The sequence below is a fragment of the Rhodococcus sp. NPDC078407 genome (assembly GCF_044542515.1).
Classification (GTDB): Bacteria; Actinomycetota; Actinomycetes; order Mycobacteriales; family Mycobacteriaceae; genus Rhodococcoides.
Genome location: NZ_JBITUQ010000004.1, coordinates 117,334 through 138,972, shown reverse-complemented (window position 1 = coordinate 138,972; position 21,639 = coordinate 117,334). Strand labels below are relative to the sequence as shown.

Annotated in this window: 16 protein-coding genes; 10 read left to right on the top strand and 6 right to left on the bottom strand. The window is 64.6% G+C overall.

The window, feature by feature from the left end; genetic code table 11:
• The first annotated feature begins 2 nt into the window (after positions 1-2).
• On the top strand, positions 3-941 hold the full coding sequence (locus ACIGGF_RS06590) for an NAD-dependent epimerase/dehydratase family protein (RefSeq protein ID WP_397520583.1): 939 nt from the start codon (positions 3-5) through the stop codon (positions 939-941).
• Between the two features lie 10 nt (positions 942-951).
• Positions 952-2,238 carry an MFS transporter gene (locus ACIGGF_RS06585; protein WP_397520582.1) on the top strand — a complete coding sequence of 429 codons (1,287 nt, stop codon included), beginning with the start codon at positions 952-954 and terminating at the stop codon, positions 2,236-2,238.
• Between the two features lie 68 nt (positions 2,239-2,306).
• Here ACIGGF_RS06585 and ACIGGF_RS06580 read toward each other — a convergent pair whose 3' ends face one another.
• Positions 2,307-3,773, bottom strand: coding sequence for a CCA tRNA nucleotidyltransferase (locus ACIGGF_RS06580; protein ID WP_397520581.1), 1,467 nt, complete (start codon positions 3,771-3,773; stop codon positions 2,307-2,309).
• Between the two features lie 92 nt (positions 3,774-3,865).
• Here ACIGGF_RS06580 and ACIGGF_RS06575 point away from each other — a divergent pair, with 92 nt between their 5' ends.
• From ACIGGF_RS06575 to ACIGGF_RS06540, 8 genes are all read left to right on the top strand, one after another.
• Complete coding sequence (locus tag ACIGGF_RS06575) at positions 3,866-4,447, top strand: NUDIX hydrolase (RefSeq protein ID WP_397520580.1); 582 nt, start codon at positions 3,866-3,868, stop codon at positions 4,445-4,447.
• Between the two features lie 2 nt (positions 4,448-4,449).
• Positions 4,450-6,855: a glycoprotein gene (locus ACIGGF_RS06570; protein ID WP_397520579.1), complete on the top strand. Its 2,406-nt coding sequence runs from the start codon at positions 4,450-4,452 to the stop codon at positions 6,853-6,855.
• Complete coding sequence (locus ACIGGF_RS06565) at positions 6,852-11,081, top strand: lipid II flippase MurJ (RefSeq protein WP_397520578.1); 4,230 nt, start codon at positions 6,852-6,854, stop codon at positions 11,079-11,081. The genes ACIGGF_RS06570 and ACIGGF_RS06565 overlap by 4 nt, the downstream gene beginning before the upstream one ends.
• Before the next feature lie 99 nt (positions 11,082-11,180).
• On the top strand, positions 11,181-11,762 hold the full coding sequence (sigM, locus tag ACIGGF_RS06560) for an RNA polymerase sigma factor SigM (RefSeq protein WP_397520577.1): 582 nt from the start codon (positions 11,181-11,183) through the stop codon (positions 11,760-11,762).
• Positions 11,763-11,821: 59 nt separating this feature from the next.
• Entirely contained in the window at positions 11,822-12,562 is a 741-nt protein-coding gene (locus ACIGGF_RS06555; protein WP_397520576.1) for a hypothetical protein, read from the top strand.
• Between the two features lie 124 nt (positions 12,563-12,686).
• Positions 12,687-13,676: a thioredoxin-disulfide reductase gene (gene trxB, locus ACIGGF_RS06550; protein ID WP_397520575.1), complete on the top strand. Its 990-nt coding sequence runs from the start codon at positions 12,687-12,689 to the stop codon at positions 13,674-13,676.
• Between the two features lie 44 nt (positions 13,677-13,720).
• Positions 13,721-14,053, top strand: coding sequence for a thioredoxin (gene trxA / locus ACIGGF_RS06545; protein ID WP_037152116.1), 333 nt, complete (start codon positions 13,721-13,723; stop codon positions 14,051-14,053).
• A 138-nt stretch (positions 14,054-14,191) separates the two neighbouring features.
• On the top strand, positions 14,192-15,385 hold the full coding sequence (locus ACIGGF_RS06540; protein ID WP_397520574.1) for an N-acetylmuramoyl-L-alanine amidase: 1,194 nt from the start codon (positions 14,192-14,194) through the stop codon (positions 15,383-15,385).
• 33 nt (positions 15,386-15,418) lie between these two features.
• Here the strand turns inward: ACIGGF_RS06540 and ACIGGF_RS06535 are convergent, their stop codons facing one another.
• From ACIGGF_RS06535 to ACIGGF_RS06515, 5 genes are all read right to left on the bottom strand, one after another.
• Positions 15,419-16,099, bottom strand: coding sequence for a GNAT family N-acetyltransferase (locus ACIGGF_RS06535; RefSeq protein ID WP_397520573.1), 681 nt, complete (start codon positions 16,097-16,099; stop codon positions 15,419-15,421).
• Positions 16,100-16,334: 235 nt separating this feature from the next.
• Positions 16,335-17,411 carry a ParB/RepB/Spo0J family partition protein gene (locus ACIGGF_RS06530; RefSeq protein ID WP_397520572.1) on the bottom strand — a complete coding sequence of 359 codons (1,077 nt, stop codon included), beginning with the start codon at positions 17,409-17,411 and terminating at the stop codon, positions 16,335-16,337.
• Between the two features lie 4 nt (positions 17,412-17,415).
• Positions 17,416-18,420 carry a ParA family protein gene (locus ACIGGF_RS06525; RefSeq protein ID WP_397520571.1) on the bottom strand — a complete coding sequence of 335 codons (1,005 nt, stop codon included), beginning with the start codon at positions 18,418-18,420 and terminating at the stop codon, positions 17,416-17,418.
• Between the two features lie 83 nt (positions 18,421-18,503).
• Positions 18,504-19,181, bottom strand: coding sequence for a 16S rRNA (guanine(527)-N(7))-methyltransferase RsmG (gene rsmG / locus ACIGGF_RS06520; RefSeq protein ID WP_397520570.1), 678 nt, complete (start codon positions 19,179-19,181; stop codon positions 18,504-18,506).
• Between the two features lie 1,774 nt (positions 19,182-20,955).
• Positions 20,956-21,567, bottom strand: coding sequence for a protein jag (locus tag ACIGGF_RS06515; protein ID WP_397520708.1), 612 nt, complete (start codon positions 21,565-21,567; stop codon positions 20,956-20,958).
• Positions 21,568-21,639: the final 72 nt, after the last annotated feature.

Below are 21,639 nucleotides of genomic sequence, written 5' to 3'. Positions count from 1 at the left end.
CAGTGTCAGAACTTCACGTCGTCACCGGAGCCGGGCCAGTCGGCTGGTCCGTCGCCGAACAGCTTGCAGCACTGGGCCATTCGGTTCGCGTGCTCACCCGATCCGGCAGTGGACCCGAGCACCCGATGATCGAGCGACGGTCGGTGGACATCGAATCCGACGACCTGGGTCCGCACCTGGCCGGCGCCACCGCCGTCTACCACTGCGCTCACGTCGCCTACGACAACACGGTCTGGCGGGACAAGCTCGAAGCAATGGAAAAGCGGGTGCTCGACGCGGCCGCCGGCACGATCGTCGCGTTTCCCGAAAGCCTCTACGCCTACGGCCGAATCGACGGACCCATTCGCGAGGATGCACCTCGCACGGCGACATTCCGGAAACTCGGTGTGCGGACCCAGTTGCTGGCGGCCCGTGATCGCCACGCGACCCCGACCGTCAGCGTCGCCGCATCCGACTTCTACGGTCCACGGGTGTTGACCTCGCACATGGGAGATCGGGTGATCGCCAACATCTTCAGCGGTAAGACGATTCGCCTGATCGGTGCCGCCGATCTGCCGCACTCGTTCACTTATGTGCCCGACTTCGCAGCGGCGATGATCGCAGCAGCCGCGAACCCGTCCACATGGAACACCGTTCTGCACGCGCCTACCGCGCCGGCAGTGTCCCAGCGGAAGATGGTCGAAATGTACGCGGCGGCAGCTCGAATGCCGATGCCGAAGGTCGGCTTCGTACCACCCTGGATCATGCGGGCACTCGGTGTGATTCCCGGGCCGATGAAGGAACTGGGAGACACCCTCTACCAGTTCCGCTACCCCTACATCCTCGACTCGAGCCGCAGCGAGCGTGTCCTCGGCCTCGTACCCACGCCTCTCGCCGACGGGACCGCCGCCACGATCGACTGGTGGAAGGCTGCGGTTCCGGCGGTGGTCGGCGGCCACTAGAGTCCCCTCGGTGAACGACGCCTCCTTCCGCACCCGGCTACGGCAGTCCCCGGGAGTCGGCAAGCTCACCACCGTGCGGTTCGCCGGACAGTTCGGCGACGGGCTCTTCCAGGCGGCTTTGAGCGGTGCGATCCTGTTCAATCCCGAGCGCGCGACGAATCCGGCCGAGATCGCAGCCGGATTCGCTGTGCTGCTCGTGCCGTACTCGCTGGTCGGTCCTTTTGCCGGTGCCCTGCTCGATCGCTGGGACCGACGATCGGTCCTGTTGTGGGCCAACGTCGTTCGCATCGTCCTGATCGTCGCGACGGCAATCCTGTTGACTGCGGGCGTATCCGCAACACCGCTGCTGCTGTTGGCGCTGGCCACCGTCGGGCTCAGCAGATTCGTCCTGGCCGGCGCTTCGGCCTCGCTGCCGCACGTGGTTCGGCAGTCGTGGTTGGTTCCGATGAACTCCGTGCTGGCCACCGTCGGGTCCGGTTTCGCGGCAGCCGGTGCCGGTCTCGCCGTTGCCGTCATCGGGGTCGTCGGGGCCGGCGATCTCGGCTCGGGTGTCGCTGTCGGCGTCGCTGCCACCGGCTCGATCGTCGGCGCGGTCGCGGCGGCCCGGTTCGAGCCACGTTCACTCGGACCGGGCGTCGACAGCGGCACGAACGATCCGATGAAAGATGTTGCGGCCGGGCTCAAATCGGGTGCCCTCGCCGTGTGGCGTTCACCCGGCGTCACGGCCGCGATGATCGGTATCGGCGCGCATCGCGTCGTGTTCGGAGTCAACACGCTGATCATGGTGCTGATACTGCGCGAAGAGGCGAACAGCTCCCTTCCCGGCGGGCTCGCGGGCTTCGGTATCGCCGTCGGCGCGACGGCCGCGGGCATGTTCCTCGCCGCGGTCATCACTCCCTTCGTCGTCCCCCGGTTCGGGCGCACCCCCACGATCGCCACGGCCCTGATCCTCGCCATCGCGGCGCAGCTCGGTGCCGTCTCGGGCCTGACGCAGACCAGCGTGTTGATCGGCGCCTTCCTCCTGGGTATCGCCGGTCAGACCGTTAAACTCAGTGGAGACGCGGCCATGCAGATCGAGATCGACGACGCCCATCGCGGACGCGTCTTCGCGTTGCAGGACACCGTGTTCAACATCGCGTTCGTCGGCGCTCTGACCGCTGCGGCATTCGCCGTCGGCCCCGACACCACCGATCTGAGCCAGGACCCCACCGCCCGCATCCTGGTGTTCGCCGGGGCAGGTATCTACGCTCTCGGCCTGGTCGCAGGGGTGCTGAACGTCAGGCGCGCACCGCGCTGACGTGTGCGCTCATCGTGAGCGGAAACCCGTAGTGGGCTACGAAGTTTCGTGCACGTGCGCGGGACGAGCTAGTGCGTGGGCCACCACTCGAGCAGCGCGGCCTCGGCGTCCTCGCGAGAGAGCGGGCCGCGATCGAGCCGCAGTTCTTTCAGGAACTTCCATGCCTTGCCCACGTCGGGTCCGGCGGGGATGTTCAGCAATTCCATGATCGCGTTGCCGTCGAGGTCGGGGCGTACCCGCGCGAGGTCCTCCTGCTCGGCGATACGGGCGATCCGCTCCTCGAGATCGTCGTAGGTGGCTTGTAGGGCAGCCGCACGACGCTTGTTCCTGGTGGTCGAATCGGCTCGAACCAGCTTGTGCAGCTTGGGAAGTAGCTCGCCGGCGTCGGTGGCGTAGCGGCGGACGGCGGAGTCGGTCCACTGGCCTTTACCGTAGCCGTGGAAACGCAGATGCAGAAACACCAGATGCGAGACGTCCTCGATCATTTTCTTCGAATACTTCAAGGCGCGCATCCGCTTTCGCACCATCTTGGCCCCGACCACCTCGTGATGATGGAAGCTCACCCCGCCGCCCGGCTCGTTGCGCTTGGTGTCGGGCTTGCCGATGTCGTGTAGCAATGCGGCCCAACGCAATACGAGATCAGGATCGCCGTCCTCGAGATCGATCGCCTGCTTCAGCACGGTCAGCGAGTGCCAGTACACGTCCTTGTGCTGGTGGTGCTCGTCGATCTCGAGCTTCATGTCGGGCACCTCGGGAATGATCCGCTGCGCCAAGCCCGTTTCGCACATCACGTCGATGCCGTCGATCGGGTGTGCGCCGAGTATCAGTTTGTCCAGTTCCACCTGGATCCGCTCGGCGGTGATGCGGTCGATCTGGTCCGCCATGTCCTCGATGGCCCGGTGCACCCGAGGCATCAGCGTGAATCCCAACTGGGAGACGAAGCGCGCGGCCCGCAGCATCCGCAGGGGATCGTCACCGAACGAGATCTCCGGTGCCGACGGAGTGTCCAGCACACCCTCGAGCAACGCATCCATGCCACCGAGCGGATCGACGAACTCCTGGGCACCGTCGGCTCCGAGGCGGACGGCCATCGCGTTGACCGTGAAATCGCGTCGAACGAGATCCTCGTCGAGGCTGTTGCCGTACTGCACCTCGGGATTACGGGAGACCTGGTCGTACGAATCGGTGCGGTAGGTGGTGATCTCGATCTGCTGGCCCTCCTTGGCCGCACTGATCGTGCCGAACGCGATGCCGGTATCCCACTGATGATCGGCCCAGCCCGTCAGCATCGCCTGAACGTCCTCGGGCCGGGCGTCGGTGGTGAAATCCAGATCGGTGCCGAGGCGGCCGAGCACCGCGTCACGCACCGATCCGCCGACGAGGTACAGCTCGTGCCCGGCGGCCGCGAACAGAGCGCCGAGCGGAGTCAGAACCGGAGCGAGCTCACGCAGGGTCACCGCTGCTGCGGCCAGCAATCTTTCCCGTCGGGCATCGGTCTGCTCGGCGGAAACGGAAGACAGGGACTGATCGGCCACGGTGAAAGAGCCTACTGGCGCAGCGGGAACACGATTGTCTCGGCCGTCGGGCGCGGTGCGGCACGACGGAAGAGTGCGCATGGGCAACTAGTATGGATCGGGTGTCTGCTGCCGAACGATCGAACAGGAGTCGCCGCAACCCGCGGCGGCGTCAGACACGCGCCGACACCGATGCACCCAAACTGCGGACCGTCCGGGAAACCTCGGCAGGGGGCCTGGTGGTCGACGGCCTCGACGGACCGCCCGCCACCCGCTGCGCCGCCCTGATCGGACGCACCGATCGCCGCGGACGCCTGCTCTGGTCCCTGCCCAAGGGACACATCGAGCAAGGCGAAACCGCCGAACAGACGGCGATGCGCGAGGTGGCCGAGGAAACCGGCATTCGCGGTACCGTCCTGGCGTCGCTGGGCAGCATCGACTACTGGTTCGTCACCGAGGGCCGACGCGTCCACAAGACCGTCCATCACTACCTCCTCCGATTCCTCGGTGGCGAACTCTCGGACGAGGACCTCGAGGTCACCGAAGTCGCCTGGGTGCCGCTGAGCGAATTACCGTCCCGACTCGCCTACGCGGACGAACGCAAACTCGCCGCCATCGCCACCCGCCTCATCGAGGACATGAACCGCGACACGAACACCGGGAACTCGAGCGCACCGACCCCCGGCGAGACGTGACCATGCGGGCTCGGAAGGTCACTGCCGCCGCATTGACCTCGTTTCTCCTTGCGGTAGCTCCTGCCATCGGCACCGCGGCCGCGAACCCCGGGCAACTTGCCGGCGCTTCCGCCCAGCCCGCAGACAGCCAGCCCGACACCCCCGCTGGGGTGACCACCAGCGCCGCCCCGGACACCCCGATGACGCAGACCGGTGATCCCTTTCTGACGTTGAGCGTCGAGACCGTCGCCCCGTCGACCATCACCACCAGCAGCGATCCGTTCGTGACCGTCCGGGCGACGGTGAAGAACACCGGAGACCGCCGCGTCGACGACATCGGAGTCCGCATGCAGGCCGCGGACGCGATCGACACCGCGGCAGGGCTACGAACCTCGCTGACCCTCGACCAGGACCGATTCGACCGCGTCGGCGAGTTCGTCACGGTGGCCGAGTCGTTGGAGAAGGACGAGAGCCGGCAGTTCGACCTGTCGATGCAGCTGCGCAGCACCACCGAGCCCTCGCTCGGAATCGAGACGCCGGGCGTCTATCCGCTGCTGCTCAACGTCAACGGCACGCCCGAGTACGGCGGTACCGCGCGACTCGACGACGCACGCTTCCTCCTCCCCGTCGTCGGCCTACCCGGCAATCCCGCCGAGCAGAATCCCGTGGCGCCCGACGCGACGCCGTTGCCACCGAACACCCGAAACCCGGTCGCGATGACGGTGCTGTGGCCACTGGCCGACATTCCGCGCCTCGCCGCCGGATCACCCGGTTCGGTCGACGAGCGAGTGCGACTGATCGACGACGAGCTCGCCGGAGAACTCGCCACGGGCGGGCGACTCGACACCTTGCTCAAGGCCGTAGAGTTCGCGACGCAACCGGGCCTCGATCCCGACGGCAACCTGGCGTCGACCCTGTGCATCGGCATCGACCCCGACCTGCTCGTCACCGTCTCGAACATGACCCGCGGCTACCTCGTCGTCGACGACCCGGCCGATCCCGCCAGCACGACCCGCGAGGGCACCGGAAGTGCCGCTGCTTCCCAGTGGCTCGCCCGCCTGGAGACGATCGCGTCGAGCACCTGCGTGACGGCGATGCCGTTCGCGCAGACCGACCTGGGCGCGGTGGCCGACATCGGCGATCCCTCGCTGATTCGGGGCGCGATCTCCACGCCCGCCGATGTGGTCGACGGGATTCTCGGCATCACCTCGACCCGCGGCTTCACCTGGAGTCCCACCGGCGGCGTCGACGCCGATACCGGCGACGCCCTGCGCTCGGCGGGCACCGGAACCGTGTTGGTGGCCGACAACAGCATCAGCCCTCCCACATCGGCTCCGATGGCGCAGCTGTTCTCGACCGACGCTGCAGCCACCGATTCAGGAGCAACGCTGGCCGCCGCCCAGTACGACGCGGCCACGGCAGCTGCGCTGGCCGGCGTGGGGACCACCCCGTCGACGCCGGCTCTCACTCCCGCCGAGCAGCGCTACGACCTCACCACCGACTCCCGCACAGCGCGCTTGCAGGATGCGCTAGGTGCTCTCAACTTCCACGCTCTCGTCGGCACCGAACGACCGGGCCGCGGCGTCACCGTCGCGCCGCCGCAGTACTGGACGGCAGGGGGCGACGAGCCGTCGGCCATTTTGTCGACGGTCTCCTCGCTGCTGCGCTCCGGGTTGGCGACGCCGCGGCCGCTGTCGGAGCTACTGGCGCAGCCCACTTCGGGGGTTCCGGTAACCAGCGTCGACGCACCGACCGAGCTCGATACCGGCACCATCGATCTGGTCCGATCCCAGAGCGCTCGGATCGAGACCCTGATGCAGTCTCTGGTCGAAGACCCCCAGTCGGCGCTCACCCCACGGCTGTACACCGCCCCGCTCCGGGAGGACTTGCTCCGCGCTTTGTCGACCGCCGGTCGAGCCAGTTCGGCGGACGAACGGGCCGGCACCATGGCCTTCACCCGACTCGCCGCGACCCGAATCGGCATCGACGCCGTCTACGGATCGGTGACCGTGCTGGCCCCGGGCGGTGTGTACACCCTCGCCTCCGAGCAGAGTCCGTTGCTGCTGGTCGCGCGCAACGACCTGCCGATACCGGTCAACGTGCTGCTCCGAGTCGATGCGCCCCCGGAGATGACCGTCAGCGACGTCGGTGTCACCCAGCTGCCGGCCCGCGGATCCCGAACCATCACCGTGCCGGCCGAGGTGGACGACACCCGCAACCTCTCGGTCGATTTCTCCGTCACCACGCTCGACGGCAGCAGGCTCGGAGAGGTCTCGACGGTGTCCGTACGGTCGAACGCGTACGGCCAGGCGCTGGCGATAATTACCGCCTGCGCCGGCGCTCTCCTACTGTTACTTGCAGGTCGACGACTCTGGCATCGATTCCGAGGCCAACCCGACCCGGCCGACGAAGGGTACGAGAGACCATGACAGGAAACGTCCCGTACGACGGGGACCTGCCGAGGTCGCGTATGCCCGCAGCACAGGTCTTCCGGCGTACGACGCCACCGCGGTCCGCGCCCTGGGAGCGGCAGTCGCGACCGGAGCTCCGTTCCTATCCGGCTCCGCCCCCGCTCGACGGGCAACCGGCCGCCGACGACACCGTCACCCAGCTCATCCCGCGGTTCCGCGAGGAGGACTATCCCCAGCCGCCATCGGGAACGGTTCCTCCGACCGACATTCCGCCCGGCGGGTCCGACTCGGCACCCAAGCCCGAGCCCAGGCCGCAGAAGTCGTTGCTGGCCGCGTCGGGATCGATCGCAGTAGCGACCCTGGTCAGCCGCATCACCGGATTCGCCAAGCAAGTAGCCATGACGGCCACCCTCGGTGCCGGTCTGGCCAGTGCGTTCACCGTCTCGACGGTGCTGCCGAACATGATTTCCGAGCTCGTGCTCGGCGCAGTACTCGGCGCGATCGTCGTGCCGGTGCTGGTGAGGGCCGAGCAGGAAGACGCCGACGGCGGGCGTGACTTCGTCCGACGCCTCTTCACCATCGCGGTGGCGCTACTCGGAACAGTGGCTCTCGCAGCAACGATCGCGGCACCGCTGCTGGCGCGAATGCTGCTGGACAACGATCCGAAGGTCAACGAGAACCTGACGATCGCGTTCACCTATCTGGTGTTACCCGCGCTGATGTTCTACGGGCTCTCCGGCCTGCTCACAGCGGTATTGAACACGCGGCAGAACTTCAAGCCCGGGGCCTGGGCACCGGTGTTCAACAATCTGGTCGTGCTCGGCGTCTTCGCGCTGTACCCCTTCGTTCCGGGCGAGATAACGCTGAACACGATCGAGATGAGCAACCCCAAAATCCTCGTTCTCGGACTCGGTGTCACCGTCGGTGTCATCACCCAGGTCGTTGCACTGATTCCTGCGCTGCGCCGCGAACGCATCGATCTGCGCCCGCTGTGGGGATTCGACGATCGTTTGAAGAAGTTCGGAACGATGGCGGCGGCGATCGTGCTCTACGTCGTCATCAGCCAGATCGGTCTGATCGTCGCCACCAGGATCGCGTCGGGCACCGACGATGCGAGCAACGTGATCTACTCGCAGGCCTGGATCGTCCTGCAGCTGCCCTACGGCATCCTCGGTGTCACGGTCCTGACGGCCATCATGCCCAGACTCAGCCGCAACGCCGCCAACGGTGACACCCCGTCGGTCGTCGACGATCTCTCGGTCGCCACCCGCCTGACGATGGTCGCGCTGGTACCGATCGTCGTGTTCCTGACCTTCGCGGGGCCGTGGGTGGGCGAGGCGCTGTACGGATTCGGTCGATTCGCGCCCGTGGCCAGCCGGCTCGGCGAGGCCGTGAGCTGGTCGGCCTTCTCGCTCATCCCGTATGCCCTCGTCCTGATCCACCTGCGCGTCTTCTACGCCCGCGAGAAGGCCTGGACACCCACCTGGATCATCCTCGGCATCACCGCCGTCAAGATCGGCCTGTCGCTGCTCGCCCCGATCGTCGCGTCGGACCCGGATCAGGTGGTGTTGCTCCTGGGTACCGCAACCGGCCTGGGCTACACGGTCGGCGCAATCATCGGCGGATATCTGCTGCACAAGAGCCTGGGCAACCTGCGGATGGCCAACGTCGGCAAGACTATCTGGCTGGTTCTTCTCGCCTCACTCGCCGGCGGCGCAGCCATGCTCGCGATCGACCGGATCCTGGGCCTCGATGCCCTGACGAATGGCTGGTTCGGCAACTTCCTGCGTGTCGCGATCGACGCCGTCACCATGCTCGGCATCACGTTCTCCATCCTCTGGTTCGGCAAGATTCCGGAGGTTCTGGCGGTCACGGTGGCCCTGAGCCGGCTCGTCCGGAGGTTCCGCGGAGGAACGGCATCGCAGGAGGCCGACCTCGCCACTGCAGAAACCGGCGTAATTCCGGTTATTCGATCCGAGCCCACATGGGACACTGCGCGGGATCGGCTCCCGTACCCTGGTCTTCGGCACCCGGGGGCAAACGCTCACGCGGGTCGACCGTTTGCAGAACAACACGGGGCATATTCGCCTGAAGGAGTGACAGTGACCGACGACGATGTTGCTGGGGGGCCGGCACAGTCTCCAGCAAACGAAGCCGACCGAACGAGCGGCGGAGTCGAAGTCGACACCCAGGACCGCACCGAGCCCGTGAAGGCCGAGCCCACGACGTCGGCTGCTTCCAAAGCCGGCACTGCTGCGTCCGCGGAGGCACCTAGCACTGCGGCGGATTCCGACAAGGGCAGCCAAAAGGACAAAGGCCAGCAGAAGGAAAAAGCCCCGCAGAAGGAAAATGCACAGGAGAAGGCTGCGGAGGCGACTTCGACGGAGTCCGGAAACAAAGAGACCGGTGACAAGCCTGCTCCGAAGCCGGCCGATCGAACAGTGTCCATCTCGAAGTCTGCTCTGGCGTCACGCCCAACCGACAAGACGATTTCGATCTCGAAGGCGCAACTACCCGCGTCGAGCCCCGCCGACGACAAGACGACCGAAAAGACCTCGAAGCCCGAATCCGACGCCACCGCGACGGCCCCGGCCGACAAGAAGGTCGCGGCCGGTGCCGGCAAGCCCGTCACCTCCGAAGAGTCCGGCTCCGAAGACAAGCCCGGCTCCACCGATGACTCGGCCTCCGCGCCCGAGCGGACCCTTCGCGGCCCGACGCTCATTCCCGGTGCCTCCGTCGCCGGTGGTCGGTATCGACTGCTGGCCCCCCACGGCGGCGCACGCGGACTCAAGTTCTGGCAGGCCCACGACGTCAAGCTGGATCGCGAGGTGGCGCTGACGTTCGTCGATGCCGACCAGCAGTCCACCGCCTCACCCAACGACCGCACCGAGGGTCCGCAGGCGATCCTCTCGCGCACGCTGCGTCTGGGTCGGATCAATTCCCCCGGCCTCGCGCGCGTGCTCGACGTGGTGCGTGGCAGCTCCGGCGGCATCGTCGTCGCGGAGTGGACGCCCGGCCGGTCGCTACGCGAAATGGCCGACACCGTGCCCGCACCCACCGGTGCGGCCCGCGCGATCAAGGTGCTGGCAGCAGCGGCCGAGGCAGCTCATCGCAGCGGCGGTGCCCTGTCGATCGATCACCCCGATCGCGTGCGCATCAGCTCCAGCGGCAACGCCGTCCTCGCCTTCCCTGCCACTCTCGCCGACGCCGATCCGAGTTCTGACGTCCGTGGTCTCGGTGCCATGCTCTACGCCCTGATCACGGCCAAGTGGCCGTTGTCCGACGCCACCGGCGTATCCGTCGTGTCCGGCGATGCGGCTCCGGCTCGCAGCGTCGGCGGCATGCGACCGGCCGACCGGGACGACAAGGGCGCGCCGCTCGAGCCGAGGCAGGTCCGACCCGACGTGCCGTTCGAGATCTCCGCCGTCGCTGTGCGGGCGCTCGAACAGAACAGTGGTATCCGCACCGCTGCCACCGTGCAGCACGTGCTCGATCAGGCAGCCGTCGTCAACGACAAGACAGACCTGATGCCGGCTCTGCGATTGGGTCAGCGCGCGCCGGGGGCCAGTGGGCACTCGCTCGCCGATCCCGAGGAGATCGCCGCCGAGAAGGCCAAGTCGATGCGAACCAACATCGCCATCGCCGTCCTCGGTGCCCTGACGGTGGTGGTTCTTGCGTTCGCCGGCTTCTGGCTGTTCACCTCGATAGCCGGTGACAGCACGGATACTCCTCTCGACAGCCAGGAATTCGGCCTCACCACTCCGGCGGAGGCACCGCCCGCCGGCGAATCCGACGCACCCCCGGCTCAGACGGGTGGTCCGGTTGCGCTGAACGGAGTCAGTGTCTTCTCGCCCGAGGGTTCGGCAGACAACCCGGGCACGGCCTCCAACACGATCGACAACGACCCCAGTACGGCGTGGACGACCGATTCGTACTTCCAGCAGTTCCCCGCCCTCAAGGACGGCGTCGGCCTGCTCGTCACGATCCCGTCGACGACGCTGCGGAATGCGTGGATCGAGTCGTCGTCCCCGGGAACCGTCGTCGAGATCAGATCCGCACCGAACGACTCGCCGAGCTTGTCCGACACCACCCTCCTCGGTGAAGCGACACTGCAGAACGGACGCACCGACATCGCGCTCGACGGCACCGAGTCCACCGGGAACGTGCTGGTCTGGATCACGACCCTCGGAGAGCAGGGTGGGCGCATTGCCACATCGATCTCCGGGATCGGTTTCGACTCCTAGACCCGACTCTCGGTAGGCAATAAAGGCTCGTTTCGTACTTCACGGTCTTCATGGCCTAGGCTCCCCCCAATGCGTTAACACGGGGGGAGCCGTTTTCGTATGACCGAACGTATCGATTCGGCGCCAGGGGAGCGCACGGATGCGGAACTTCTGGCTGCTCACGCGGCCGGGGAGCCGAACGCATTCGCAACATTGATCAGTCGACATCGCGAGCATCTGTGGCTGACGGCTCGTCGCACGAGCTACACACCCGAGGACGCCTCCGATGCTCTGCAGGAGGCTCTGCTCTCGGCACATCGGACTGCCGGATCGTTTCGTGCCGACGCAGCCGTGCGCAGTTGGTTGCACAAGATCGTCGTCAACGCCTGTCTGGACCGAATTCGTCGAAACAAAGCACGGCCCTCGGTTCCGTTGAACGAGAACGAGAGTCACGAGCTCGCATCGCCGCGGGACCGCATCTCCGAGACGGAAACCACCATTCTGGTTCGGCAGGCTCTGATGACGCTGCCGGCCGATCAGCGCGCAGCCGTCGTCATCGTGGACATGGAGGGATATTCGGTGGCCGACGCAGCCGCGCTACTCGGCGTTCCCACCGGCACCGTCAAGAGTCGATGCGCGCGGGGTCGACTCAAGTTGTCGACACAGCTTGCCTACTTGAAAGATGCAGGGAACCGAATCTAGTCCTCTCGCGTCTATATCGTGTGAGAGAGAAAGTAGATTCGGCGAAGGGAGGCAAGATCGTGTCGTCGAGCACCGACGCCCTACCCGATGCCCCGTACTCACCGGAGCTGCTGGCCGAACTGCACGCCGACGCCCTTCCCGAGGATGTGAGCAGCCGGCTGTGGCCGTTGGTCCGTCGCGACGAGGAGTCGATGCGCATCCTTGCCGGTCTGGACGCGGTATCGGCTCGACTGCGCGAGGTGGGCGAGGATCCCACCGGGACGTTGACGATTCCGGCCGACGTCGTCGAGCGCATCGATCGTACGATCGATTCCGTCGAGCAGTCCGCTCCGCGGTCCAGCGATCCGGTTGTCGTTCCGTTCCGGTCTCGCAGCCGTCACCTCGTTGTCGGAATTGCCGCTGCCGCAGCATTTCTCGCTGTCGGATCGATCGTGTTCGCGACGGTGTGGCGCACCCCGGACGCGTCCGAGTCCGTAGCCGCCGGGCCGTCGTCGCCGGCCCCCGAAGGTTCGCTGGTCCTCGATTCCAACGACCTCGACTCCGGCTTCGCGTTCGGCATCATCGGCAAACGCGATCCCGGTGCGCTGTCGGATCCAGTCGACCTGGCGTCTTGTCTGGCGGCCAATTCCGTCGACTCGACGACGCCCGTACTCGGATCCAGTCAGGTCAGAGTCGACGGCCGAGACGGCACCCTGCTGGTGCTGGCAGGTGCGCAGCCGGGCCGGTTCATCGCCCTTGCCGTAGGACACGAGTGCGGGGGCAACAACCCCGATATCCTGACGCGACGCGATATCGGCTGACACACCTCTACGGCGGGAACAACTGCCTCTAGGGTGGTGTTGACCAGATGTACGTCGACCGGCGCGTGCAATGTGCACCGGCTGTCGGCGGCCAGTACACCCGCACATGATCGGAAGGTCTGCATTGAGTACCCCCAAGGTTCACGATCTCATCATCGTCGGCTCGGGACCGGCTGGTTACACCGCCGGCGTCTACGCCGCCCGCGCAGAGCTGGAACCGATCCTGTTCGAGGGAACCCAGTTCGGTGGTGCGCTCATGACAACCACCGAGGTCGAGAACTTCCCCGGATTCCGCGAGGGCATCATGGGCCCCGATCTGATGGAACAGATGCGCGAGCAGGCGCAGCGATTCGGTGCCGACATTCGCACCGAGGACGTCGAGGAACTCGATCTGACCGGTCCGATCAAGACCGTCTCCGCGGGCGGCGAGACTTACCGAGCCCGCGCCATCATCCTCGCCATGGGAGCAGCAGCGCGGTACCTGTCGATCCCCGGTGAAGAGAAGCTGCTCGGACGCGGCGTCAGCGCCTGCGCCACCTGCGACGGCTTCTTCTTCCGCGACCAGGACATCGCCGTCATCGGCGGCGGCGACTCGGCCATGGAGGAGGCCACCTTCCTCACCCGATTCGCGCGCAGCGTCACGATCGTGCACCGCCGCAGCGAATTCCGTGCATCGCGCATCATGCTCGAGCGGGCCAAGAACAACGACAAGATCCGGTTCCTCACCGACACCAAGGTCCTCGAAGTTCTGGGCGAGACCAGTGTCACCGGGATCGCGCTCGAGCACGCTGTGACCGGGGAGAAGACCACCCTCGACGTCACCGGCATGTTCGTTGCCATCGGCCACGACCCGCGCAACGAGCTGGTCAAGGGCCAGGTCGAGCTCGACGACGCCGGCTACGTCAAGGTCTCGTCGCCCACGTCGGCCACCTCCGTCGAGGGCGTGTTCGCAGCCGGAGACCTCGTCGACCACGTCTACCAGCAGGCGATCACCGCTGCCGGCACGGGATGTACCGCTTCCATCGACGCCGAGCGCTGGCTGGCCGAGCAGGGCGACACTACCAGCAACACGCTCGAGCACGCCGACCAGCCCGTCGACGCCGTCAACGCCTGACCGGCTTCCACTCACACACAGCTTCACTCATCGAGGAGATACACATGTCCGACGACAAGAGCACAGTCACCATCACCGACGCATCGTTTGCCGACGACGTCCTGACCAGCGAAAAGCCCGTCCTCGTCGACTTCTGGGCCACCTGGTGCGGACCGTGCAAGATGGTAGCCCCGGTTCTCGAGGAGATCGCCGCCGAGCACAAGGACAAGCTGACGATCGCCAAGCTCGACATCGATGCCAACCCGCAGGCCGCTCGTGACTTCAAGGTCATGTCGATTCCGACGCTGATCTTGTTCCAGGGCGGCAAGCCGGTCAAGCAGATCGTCGGTGCCAAGGGCAAGGCCGCCCTGCTCAAGGACCTCGAAGGCGTTATCTGACTCACCTGATCACCGTGTGGATTGCAGCGGAAGGCAGTCTTTCTGCGACAATCGTCTGATGTGCCGATGCGTGCCGTCGGCACATCAGCCACATACGGGTGCAGGTGCCGTCAGAACGATCGAGAGGTTTCGTCCAGGATGCAGGAACTCAGTCACGGCGATTCCGGACCCGCCGTAGCCGAGGTCCGCGGCACCCTGTCGGCTCTCGGCTTTCTCCATGAGGCCGTGGTTCCGCCCGGTCCGATGGACGACGGTCACTGGACCGCTCCTGGCTCCGTTTTCGATGGTGCCCTCGGCGGTGCCGTACGTGCATTCCAGCAGCATCGCGGCCTGTTGGTCGACGGCATCGTCGGCCCGGCCACGTATCGCGCTTTGAAAGAAGCCTCGTACCACCTCGGTGCGCGAACCCTCATCTACCAGTTGTCCGCTCCGCTCTACGGAGATGACGTCGCTTCCTTGCAGACGCGCCTGCAGGACCTCGGTTTCTACAGCGAACGCGTCGACGGCTTCTTCGGTCCCAGGACTCATGAGGGCCTGTCCTCGTTCCAACGCGAGATCGGTCTCTCCCCGGACGGAATCTGCGGCCCGGCAACGTTGCGCTCACTCGACCTGCTCGGAACGCGCGTCACCGGCGGATCGCCCCATGCGATGAGCGAGGAAGAACTCGTCCGCAAGTCCGGCCCTCAGCTGACCGGCAAGCGCATCGTGATCGATCCCGACCTCGGCGGTGCCGACACAGGACTCGTCGTCGACAGTGCCTTGGGTCGAGTGTCCGAATCGGAAATTCTGTGGGACCTGGCCAGCCGGCTCGAAGGCCGCATGGCCGCGACCGGAATGGACACGTTCCTCTCACGCGCCCGGGGCACCAATCCCTCCGTGGCCGATCGCGCCGAGACGGCCAACGCGTGGGGTGCCGATCTGATGATCTCCCTCCGGTGCGCATCGAGCACGAGCCCGCTGGCCAACGGAGTCGCCAGTTTCCACTTCGGTAATTCGCACGGCTCCACATCCATGATCGGCCAGGTACTGACCAGCTACGTGCAGCGTGAAATTGTCGCCCGCACACCGCTTCTCGATTGCCGCAGCCACGGACGCACGTGGGATCTGTTGCGCCTGACCAACATGCCGACAATTCAGATCGACGTCGGATACCTCACCAACGAATCCGACGTCGAGGTGCTGAGCGATCCGCGATTCCGCGACATCATCGCCGAGGCAATTCTGATCGCCGTGAAACGTCTGTACCTTCTGGGTCAGGACGATCAGCCGACCGGAACCTTCACGTTCGCCGAATTGCTCGCCGAGGAACTCGCCGCCGCCGATCGTCCCTGATCTCCCGGTCTCACCTCATTCACCGGTCGAGGGTCACCTGGCACCGACGGTCGACTTCTGTTCGATGTCGACGACCGAGATACTCGCTGCGATGAGCAACTGTTCCAACGCAGACTCGACATCCTGCTTCCAGCCGTGATCGCGATCCAGTTCGAGTCGCAGTCTCGGAAATCTGTGGTGAGGCGCAACCACTTCGAAGCCGACCTTTTCGAGGAAGTCGGCTTCGATCATGCACGTCGATGCCGAACATGTCAGCTGTGCAGTCGCGTTCGGAACAACGGGTGCTGCGTCGTCGGCGTTGTGCCGAATACCGAACGCCTCCAGGGCGCGAACACCACGATTGACGAGATCTCCGACAACCGCCTGAATCAGGGTTGCCGAATGCAAGTCGGCATCCTCGGGAGAGTCGATCCGTAATTGCGTCAGTAGAACCGCGTCGTGACTGACGGGCGATGTCGGAAATGTCGTCGCCCGGGGAACTGCACGGGGTGGGCTGTACAGCGCACATCCGATGGTCTTGCCGTCGACGGACAACAGCTGCCCACACGAACCCCACTCGAGCATGATGGTCGACAACCACACCTCGTTCTCGAACTCGAGGTCGACCGAGGAATCTTCCGATGCAGGATCGAGAACCCAGAAGCTGCAGCGCCGCGAATGCGACGGCAAATGTTCGAACGAACCGAGCGTCACTCCGGTCACCATCGCCGACACCGCTTACCTCAGCCTTCGTGCATTCGTTGTGATGCGGAAATTCTCTCTCGGAGCCGATCTGCTCCTCGACAAGAATATGCGATTCGTCAGCGCCACCGTCCGGGCGTCTCACTTTTCCGAATCACAGTGCATCACAGTACTTTTCGTCTCCGACACAGTTCCTCAGGACGGCCGATCGCCGAGCTAGGTCACAGTGACGTTTCTCCCGCGTATGTCTGGTCCTGAAAAAACGCGGCTACTTTTTCTTCTGCGCTTCCATCATCTCGACGATCCTTTCGAGGTCGTCGACCGACCCGAATTCGACCACAATCTTCCCTTTTCGCTTGCCCAGACTCACTGTGACCCGCGTATCGAACGAGTCGGAGAGCCGATCGGCAACATCCTGGAGCCCCGGCATCTGAATCGGTTTGCGCCGGGGTGCCGGTTCCGGGTTCGTTCCGTCTTCCCGATTCGCAAGTGTCACGGCTTCCTCGGTCGCACGGACGGACAGTCCTTCGGCGACGATTCGGGCGGCCAGCGACTCCTGGGCATCGGACCCAGCATCGAGCGACAGCAATGCACGGGCATGTCCAGCGGACAGAACACCTGCCGCCACACGACGCTGAACCGGAATTGGCAGTTTCAACAGTCGAATCATGTTGGTCACCACCGGCCGAGAGCGACCGATTTTCGCCGCCAGTTCCTCGTGGGTGACGTCGAATTCCTCGAGCAGTTGCTGATACGCCGACGCTTCTTCGAGCGGATTGAGCTGAACTCGGTGGATGTTTTCGAGTAACGCATCGCGCAGCATTGCGTCGTCGGCGGTCTCACGAACGATCGCAGGGATCGTGTCGAGGCCGGCTTCCTGGCTGGCACGCCATCGCCGCTCGCCCATGACGAGCTGATATTTGTCGTCGGCGCCAGCGACAGAACCCGATATCAGCCGTACGACGATGGGTTGCATGAGCCCGAACTCGCGAATCGAATGCACCAATTCAGCCAGCGATTCGTCATCGAAGACGTGTCTCGGCTGCTTGGGATTCGCCTCGATGCGGTCCGGGGCAATCTCGCGATAGACCGCACCAACGGGGGAGAGGTCGTCTCCGTTGAGGACTGGCGGTGTCGGTGTCGGTGCCGTGGCGGTCTCGGTCGCGTCGTCGGACGACGAAGTGCGCTTCGACTTGGTGGACGTATCCGGCTTGTCCTTCGCATTACGATCCGCACCGATAATGACGTCCGCTGCGGCATTACCGAGACGCGGTCCGGCATCGGGGCCTGTGGGGATGAGCGAGGCCAGGCCACGGCCCAGACCGCCTTTACGTGCTTGGCTCATCTGATTACTTCTTTCGTGCTTCGTCGATGCCGGCCGATCGCGCGGCAAGTTCCCGTCCGGCGTCCAGGTAGCTCATCGCACCACGTGAACCGGGGTCGTAATCGAGGACCGTCATTCCGTAACCAGGTGCCTCGGATACCTTCACGCTCCTCGGAATGACGGCCCGCAGAACCGCATCACCGAAGTGCTTGCGCACTTCCTCGGCAACCTGATCCGCCAACTTCGTGCGGCCGTCGTACATCGTCAAGATCACCGTGGACACATGCAACTCCGGATTGAGATGGGACTGCACCAACTCGATGTTGCGCAGAAGCTGGCCCACACCTTCCAGGGCGTAGTACTCGCATTGAATCGGAATGAGTACCTCGGTGGCAGCCACGAGTGCGTTGACGGTCAGCAGACCGAGCGATGGCGGGCAGTCGATCAGAATGAAGTCGGCGTCGATGCCGGCGAGCTCCTCGATCGACAGAGCTGTCTTCAGCCGGCCTTCCCGGGCAACCATCGACACGAGCTCGATCTCGGCTCCGGCAAGATCGATGGTCGCTGGAATGCAGAACAATCGCTCGCTGTGCGGACTCTGCTGGACTGCATCCTTGGCGCTGACTTCGCCGATCAGCACCTCGTAGCTCGATGGCACACCGGAGTGATGCTCGACGCCCAGCGCCGTGCTGGCGTTGCCCTGAGGGTCCAGATCCACCACGAGAACCGTCAGACCCTGCAGAGCCAACGCAGCGGCCAAGTTCACCGCGGTTGTGGTTTTACCGACCCCGCCCTTCTGGTTGGCGATCGTCAGCATGCGCCGCTTCGCCGGCTTCGGGAGCGACACCGACCCCGGATGCAGCACCTGACTGGCTCGGTGGGCTGCAGCACCGATCGGAGTGTCATCGGGTGAAATCGCGTTGGTGTATTCGAAGTCCGAGCTTTTCTTCGACCCGGATTCGGACGCGTTGGACGCGTTCTTCTTGGCTGCTGTTTCACGTGAAACAGCGGGATTGGACCCACCCGACATATGTGCTCCTTAGTGCGGCACTGACTGTGTTGAATACGACCGACTGAAACGAGCGTGAGACTCGAAAGCCTCACCACCGAAGGTCAGTGACGACCTGATCTCCGTGGCTGGCGTATCGCTCTTACAACGATGGTCGGAGTGGGGAGAAGACCCACTCCGCACTCCACTACCTCCAGCTTGCCAGCACCCATCCGCGTGAGGGAAGCCCGGTCCCGTTCGATCTCCTCGCCGGCGCTCGATCCCTTCAAAGCCAGCATTCGCCCGTGTTCGTGAACCAGAGGGAGCGACCACTTGGCGAGCTTCTCCAACGGCGCAACTGCCCTCGACGTCACCACATCGGCGCCGCCTGCTTCTTTCTTGACCCCCGGTTGCTCAGCGCGACCGCGGACCACCAATACGTTCAGGTCCAGTTCTTCGATGAACTCGGCGAGATAGACGGTTCGACGCAGCAGGGGTTCGACGAGAGTCACCCGCAAGTCCGGCCGTGCGATGGCCAACGGGATTCCGGGGAGTCCCGCACCGCTACCGATATCCACGACGGCCTCGCCCTCGTCGATCAGTTCGCCTATCGCCGCGCAGTTGAGGATGTGTCGTTCCCAGAGACGTGGAACTTCTCGAGGTCCGATCAGCCCACGTTCGACACCTGCCGTCGCCAGCGAGTCGTGATACCTCTGGGCAAGCTCCAGTCGATCCCCAAAAATCTGCTCAGCGATCGCCATCAACTGGGTGCTATCCGAGCGTTCTTGTTCCACGTGAAACATCTTCCCGTGCTGAGGCGCGGAACGCCAAACGACAATGTTGTAACTACTCATCAGGTCCGCTTCGCGGGTGGCGGCACGCCCATCCGCGTCCGAGTCCGACTTTCAATCTAGGCTGCAGTTCGGTCTGCTGTCGAAAGCAGAGAAGTTGGTCGGCAATACACTTGCGATGTTTCACATGAAACTGCGACGGATCGGTGTATCCGAAACACTCTTGGTGCCAATCCGGATCTCTACCTTCCGGCGTGCTTTCGAGACCCAGTTCTGCCGACTCTGTTCTCCGCATGCCGATCGGGGCTGAAGGCCCGACGACCTCTTCGTCACCCGCCAACTCCGCCTGCGTTGCCCTACCCGCGCCTCACCCACCGCCCAAGTCGCTGGCGCTTACGGCCGATGTTTCACGTGAAACTGCGGTGTGTGCAGGGATCGCTGTGTACATCTACTGATGAGATAGGCGGGCATCTCGACAAGTGCGAGCCCGACGAGATCACCGACAATCAGATCAGTAGGCGAGGCCGTCCAGGGCCCAGTCAACTCGATGACTGGGGTGCCACCGCTCTCAGTCCGTTGCACTCAACTGCCCTCCAGTCGAGATTGTGCGAGAACCAACGAATAGCTACCCGTACTCGAGGCCAATCCGGCACATGACTCATCACGAACTCCCAGTCCCTTTATTTCGCAACCCCGGCTGCGGATGGCTGGGCCCAAACTTAGCCCGATTCGCCGGATGAGCTGAACGCCCAGACCGCCTACCCCCGGGCCGCGGGAACTTCTGTCCGGGCCATCCTGGTGAAGCTACCGGGTCTCGGCAGAAGCGCGCGCGTTCGGCAGGTGCGCGGGTACTCGCTATCGCCAGGGGGGCTATCTGGCTCGCGTATGACAAGAACACTCGCGCGTGCGAGGAGTGGGCGCGCCAATGGCACGGGGCGGGGGAGATGTGCGGTCGAAATCTTCAGCACCCATCGAGGGCCGAAGACGCCGGCGATAGAACAGGACTGCGATAGAACAGAGCGGCGACCGGGTCAGGGGGTTGCCGCGTCGGTCCTACAGTTCGCGGTGGATGCGACGTCATTCCGAGGCGGGTCTGTGCTGTCCGTCCTCGCGATGATCCCCACCCCTTGGATCCGTCATGAGGCATCGGATTCGACACAGCGGATCATGGGCACACATCGCACACAGATAGGCGGCCGACAACGGCGGTGCCTCCGCCCACCCAGCTCCATCGTGGATCGGCACACGATCCTCGCCGCGGGGCCGGCCGTCGTTCGCATGGGTTCGCGGTTCCACAAGGACTTGCGCGATCTAGGTATTCCTCCCGAAGCAAGCCGAAGCGACGACTGATCGCAACCAGACGCGGCCGTGGGTCTCTGGCGAGCTGACCATTTTCACGGGACCACGCAGTCACATTGACGAGTGCGAGTCAACACGCGGCGATCCGTCGTAGCAACACAACTTGGGGATGAGAACGAAATTCAGCATGCACACGCCGTGGTTCTCAATCATCCGACGAAGTCACTGTTTCACGTGAAACACGATTTTTCGACGTTTCGCGACGACGACGTGATGGCCATATTCACCCGTCACAGTGACGAAAGCAGCGCGCATGGCACGATCCGTTTCGCCAGCCATAAAACCGGATTGAAACGAGCGTGGTCGACCCGATCCGGAGAATTACATCCATGATATTCACGGTCGCTCACAGACCGGTTCGGATACAACGATGGCCCCCACCGAAGTGGGGGCCATCGATTCTCGAGCTGACGAGAGTATGGAGCTGTTACGCCTTGACGACCACAACTCGTCGCGACGGCTCCACACCGGTGCTCTCGCTGGCAACACCGTCGATCTTGGCAACCGCGTCGTGCACGATCTTGCGCTCGAACGGAGTCATCGGAGTCAGCTCTTCACGCTCACCCGATGCCAGGACACGGCGCGCTGCGTCGGCACCGAGCTCGCCCAGTTCGCTACGACGCTTGGCTCGCCAGCCCGCCACGTCGAGCATCAGCTTGCTGCGCTCACCGGTGGACTGCTGGACGGCCAGCCGCGTCAATTCTTGAAGCGCATCGAGGACCTCGCCCTTACGGCCCACGAGCTTGGCGAGGTCGTCACCACCGTCGATGCTGACGATGGCTCGATCGCCTTCTACGTCGAGATCGATGTCACCATCGAAGTCGAGAACGTCGAGGAGCTGTTCGAGATAGTCGCCGGCGATCTCGCCTTCCTCGACCAAGTAGTCCTCGTCGTCGTCATCATCATCGTCCGACGCGACCTCGCCGGATGTCTTCTCGTCGACCTCGGGAGTAGCCGACTTCTCGGTCACCGCCTCGTCGACCACCGCCTCGTCGACCACCGCCTCGTCGACCGCACCGATCTGTTCGGTCTCGACCATCACGTCATTCACTCCATCCCCGGGTACCGCACCGACTGCATTATGGACTTCGTCGTTCTGGGCTTCTACGTC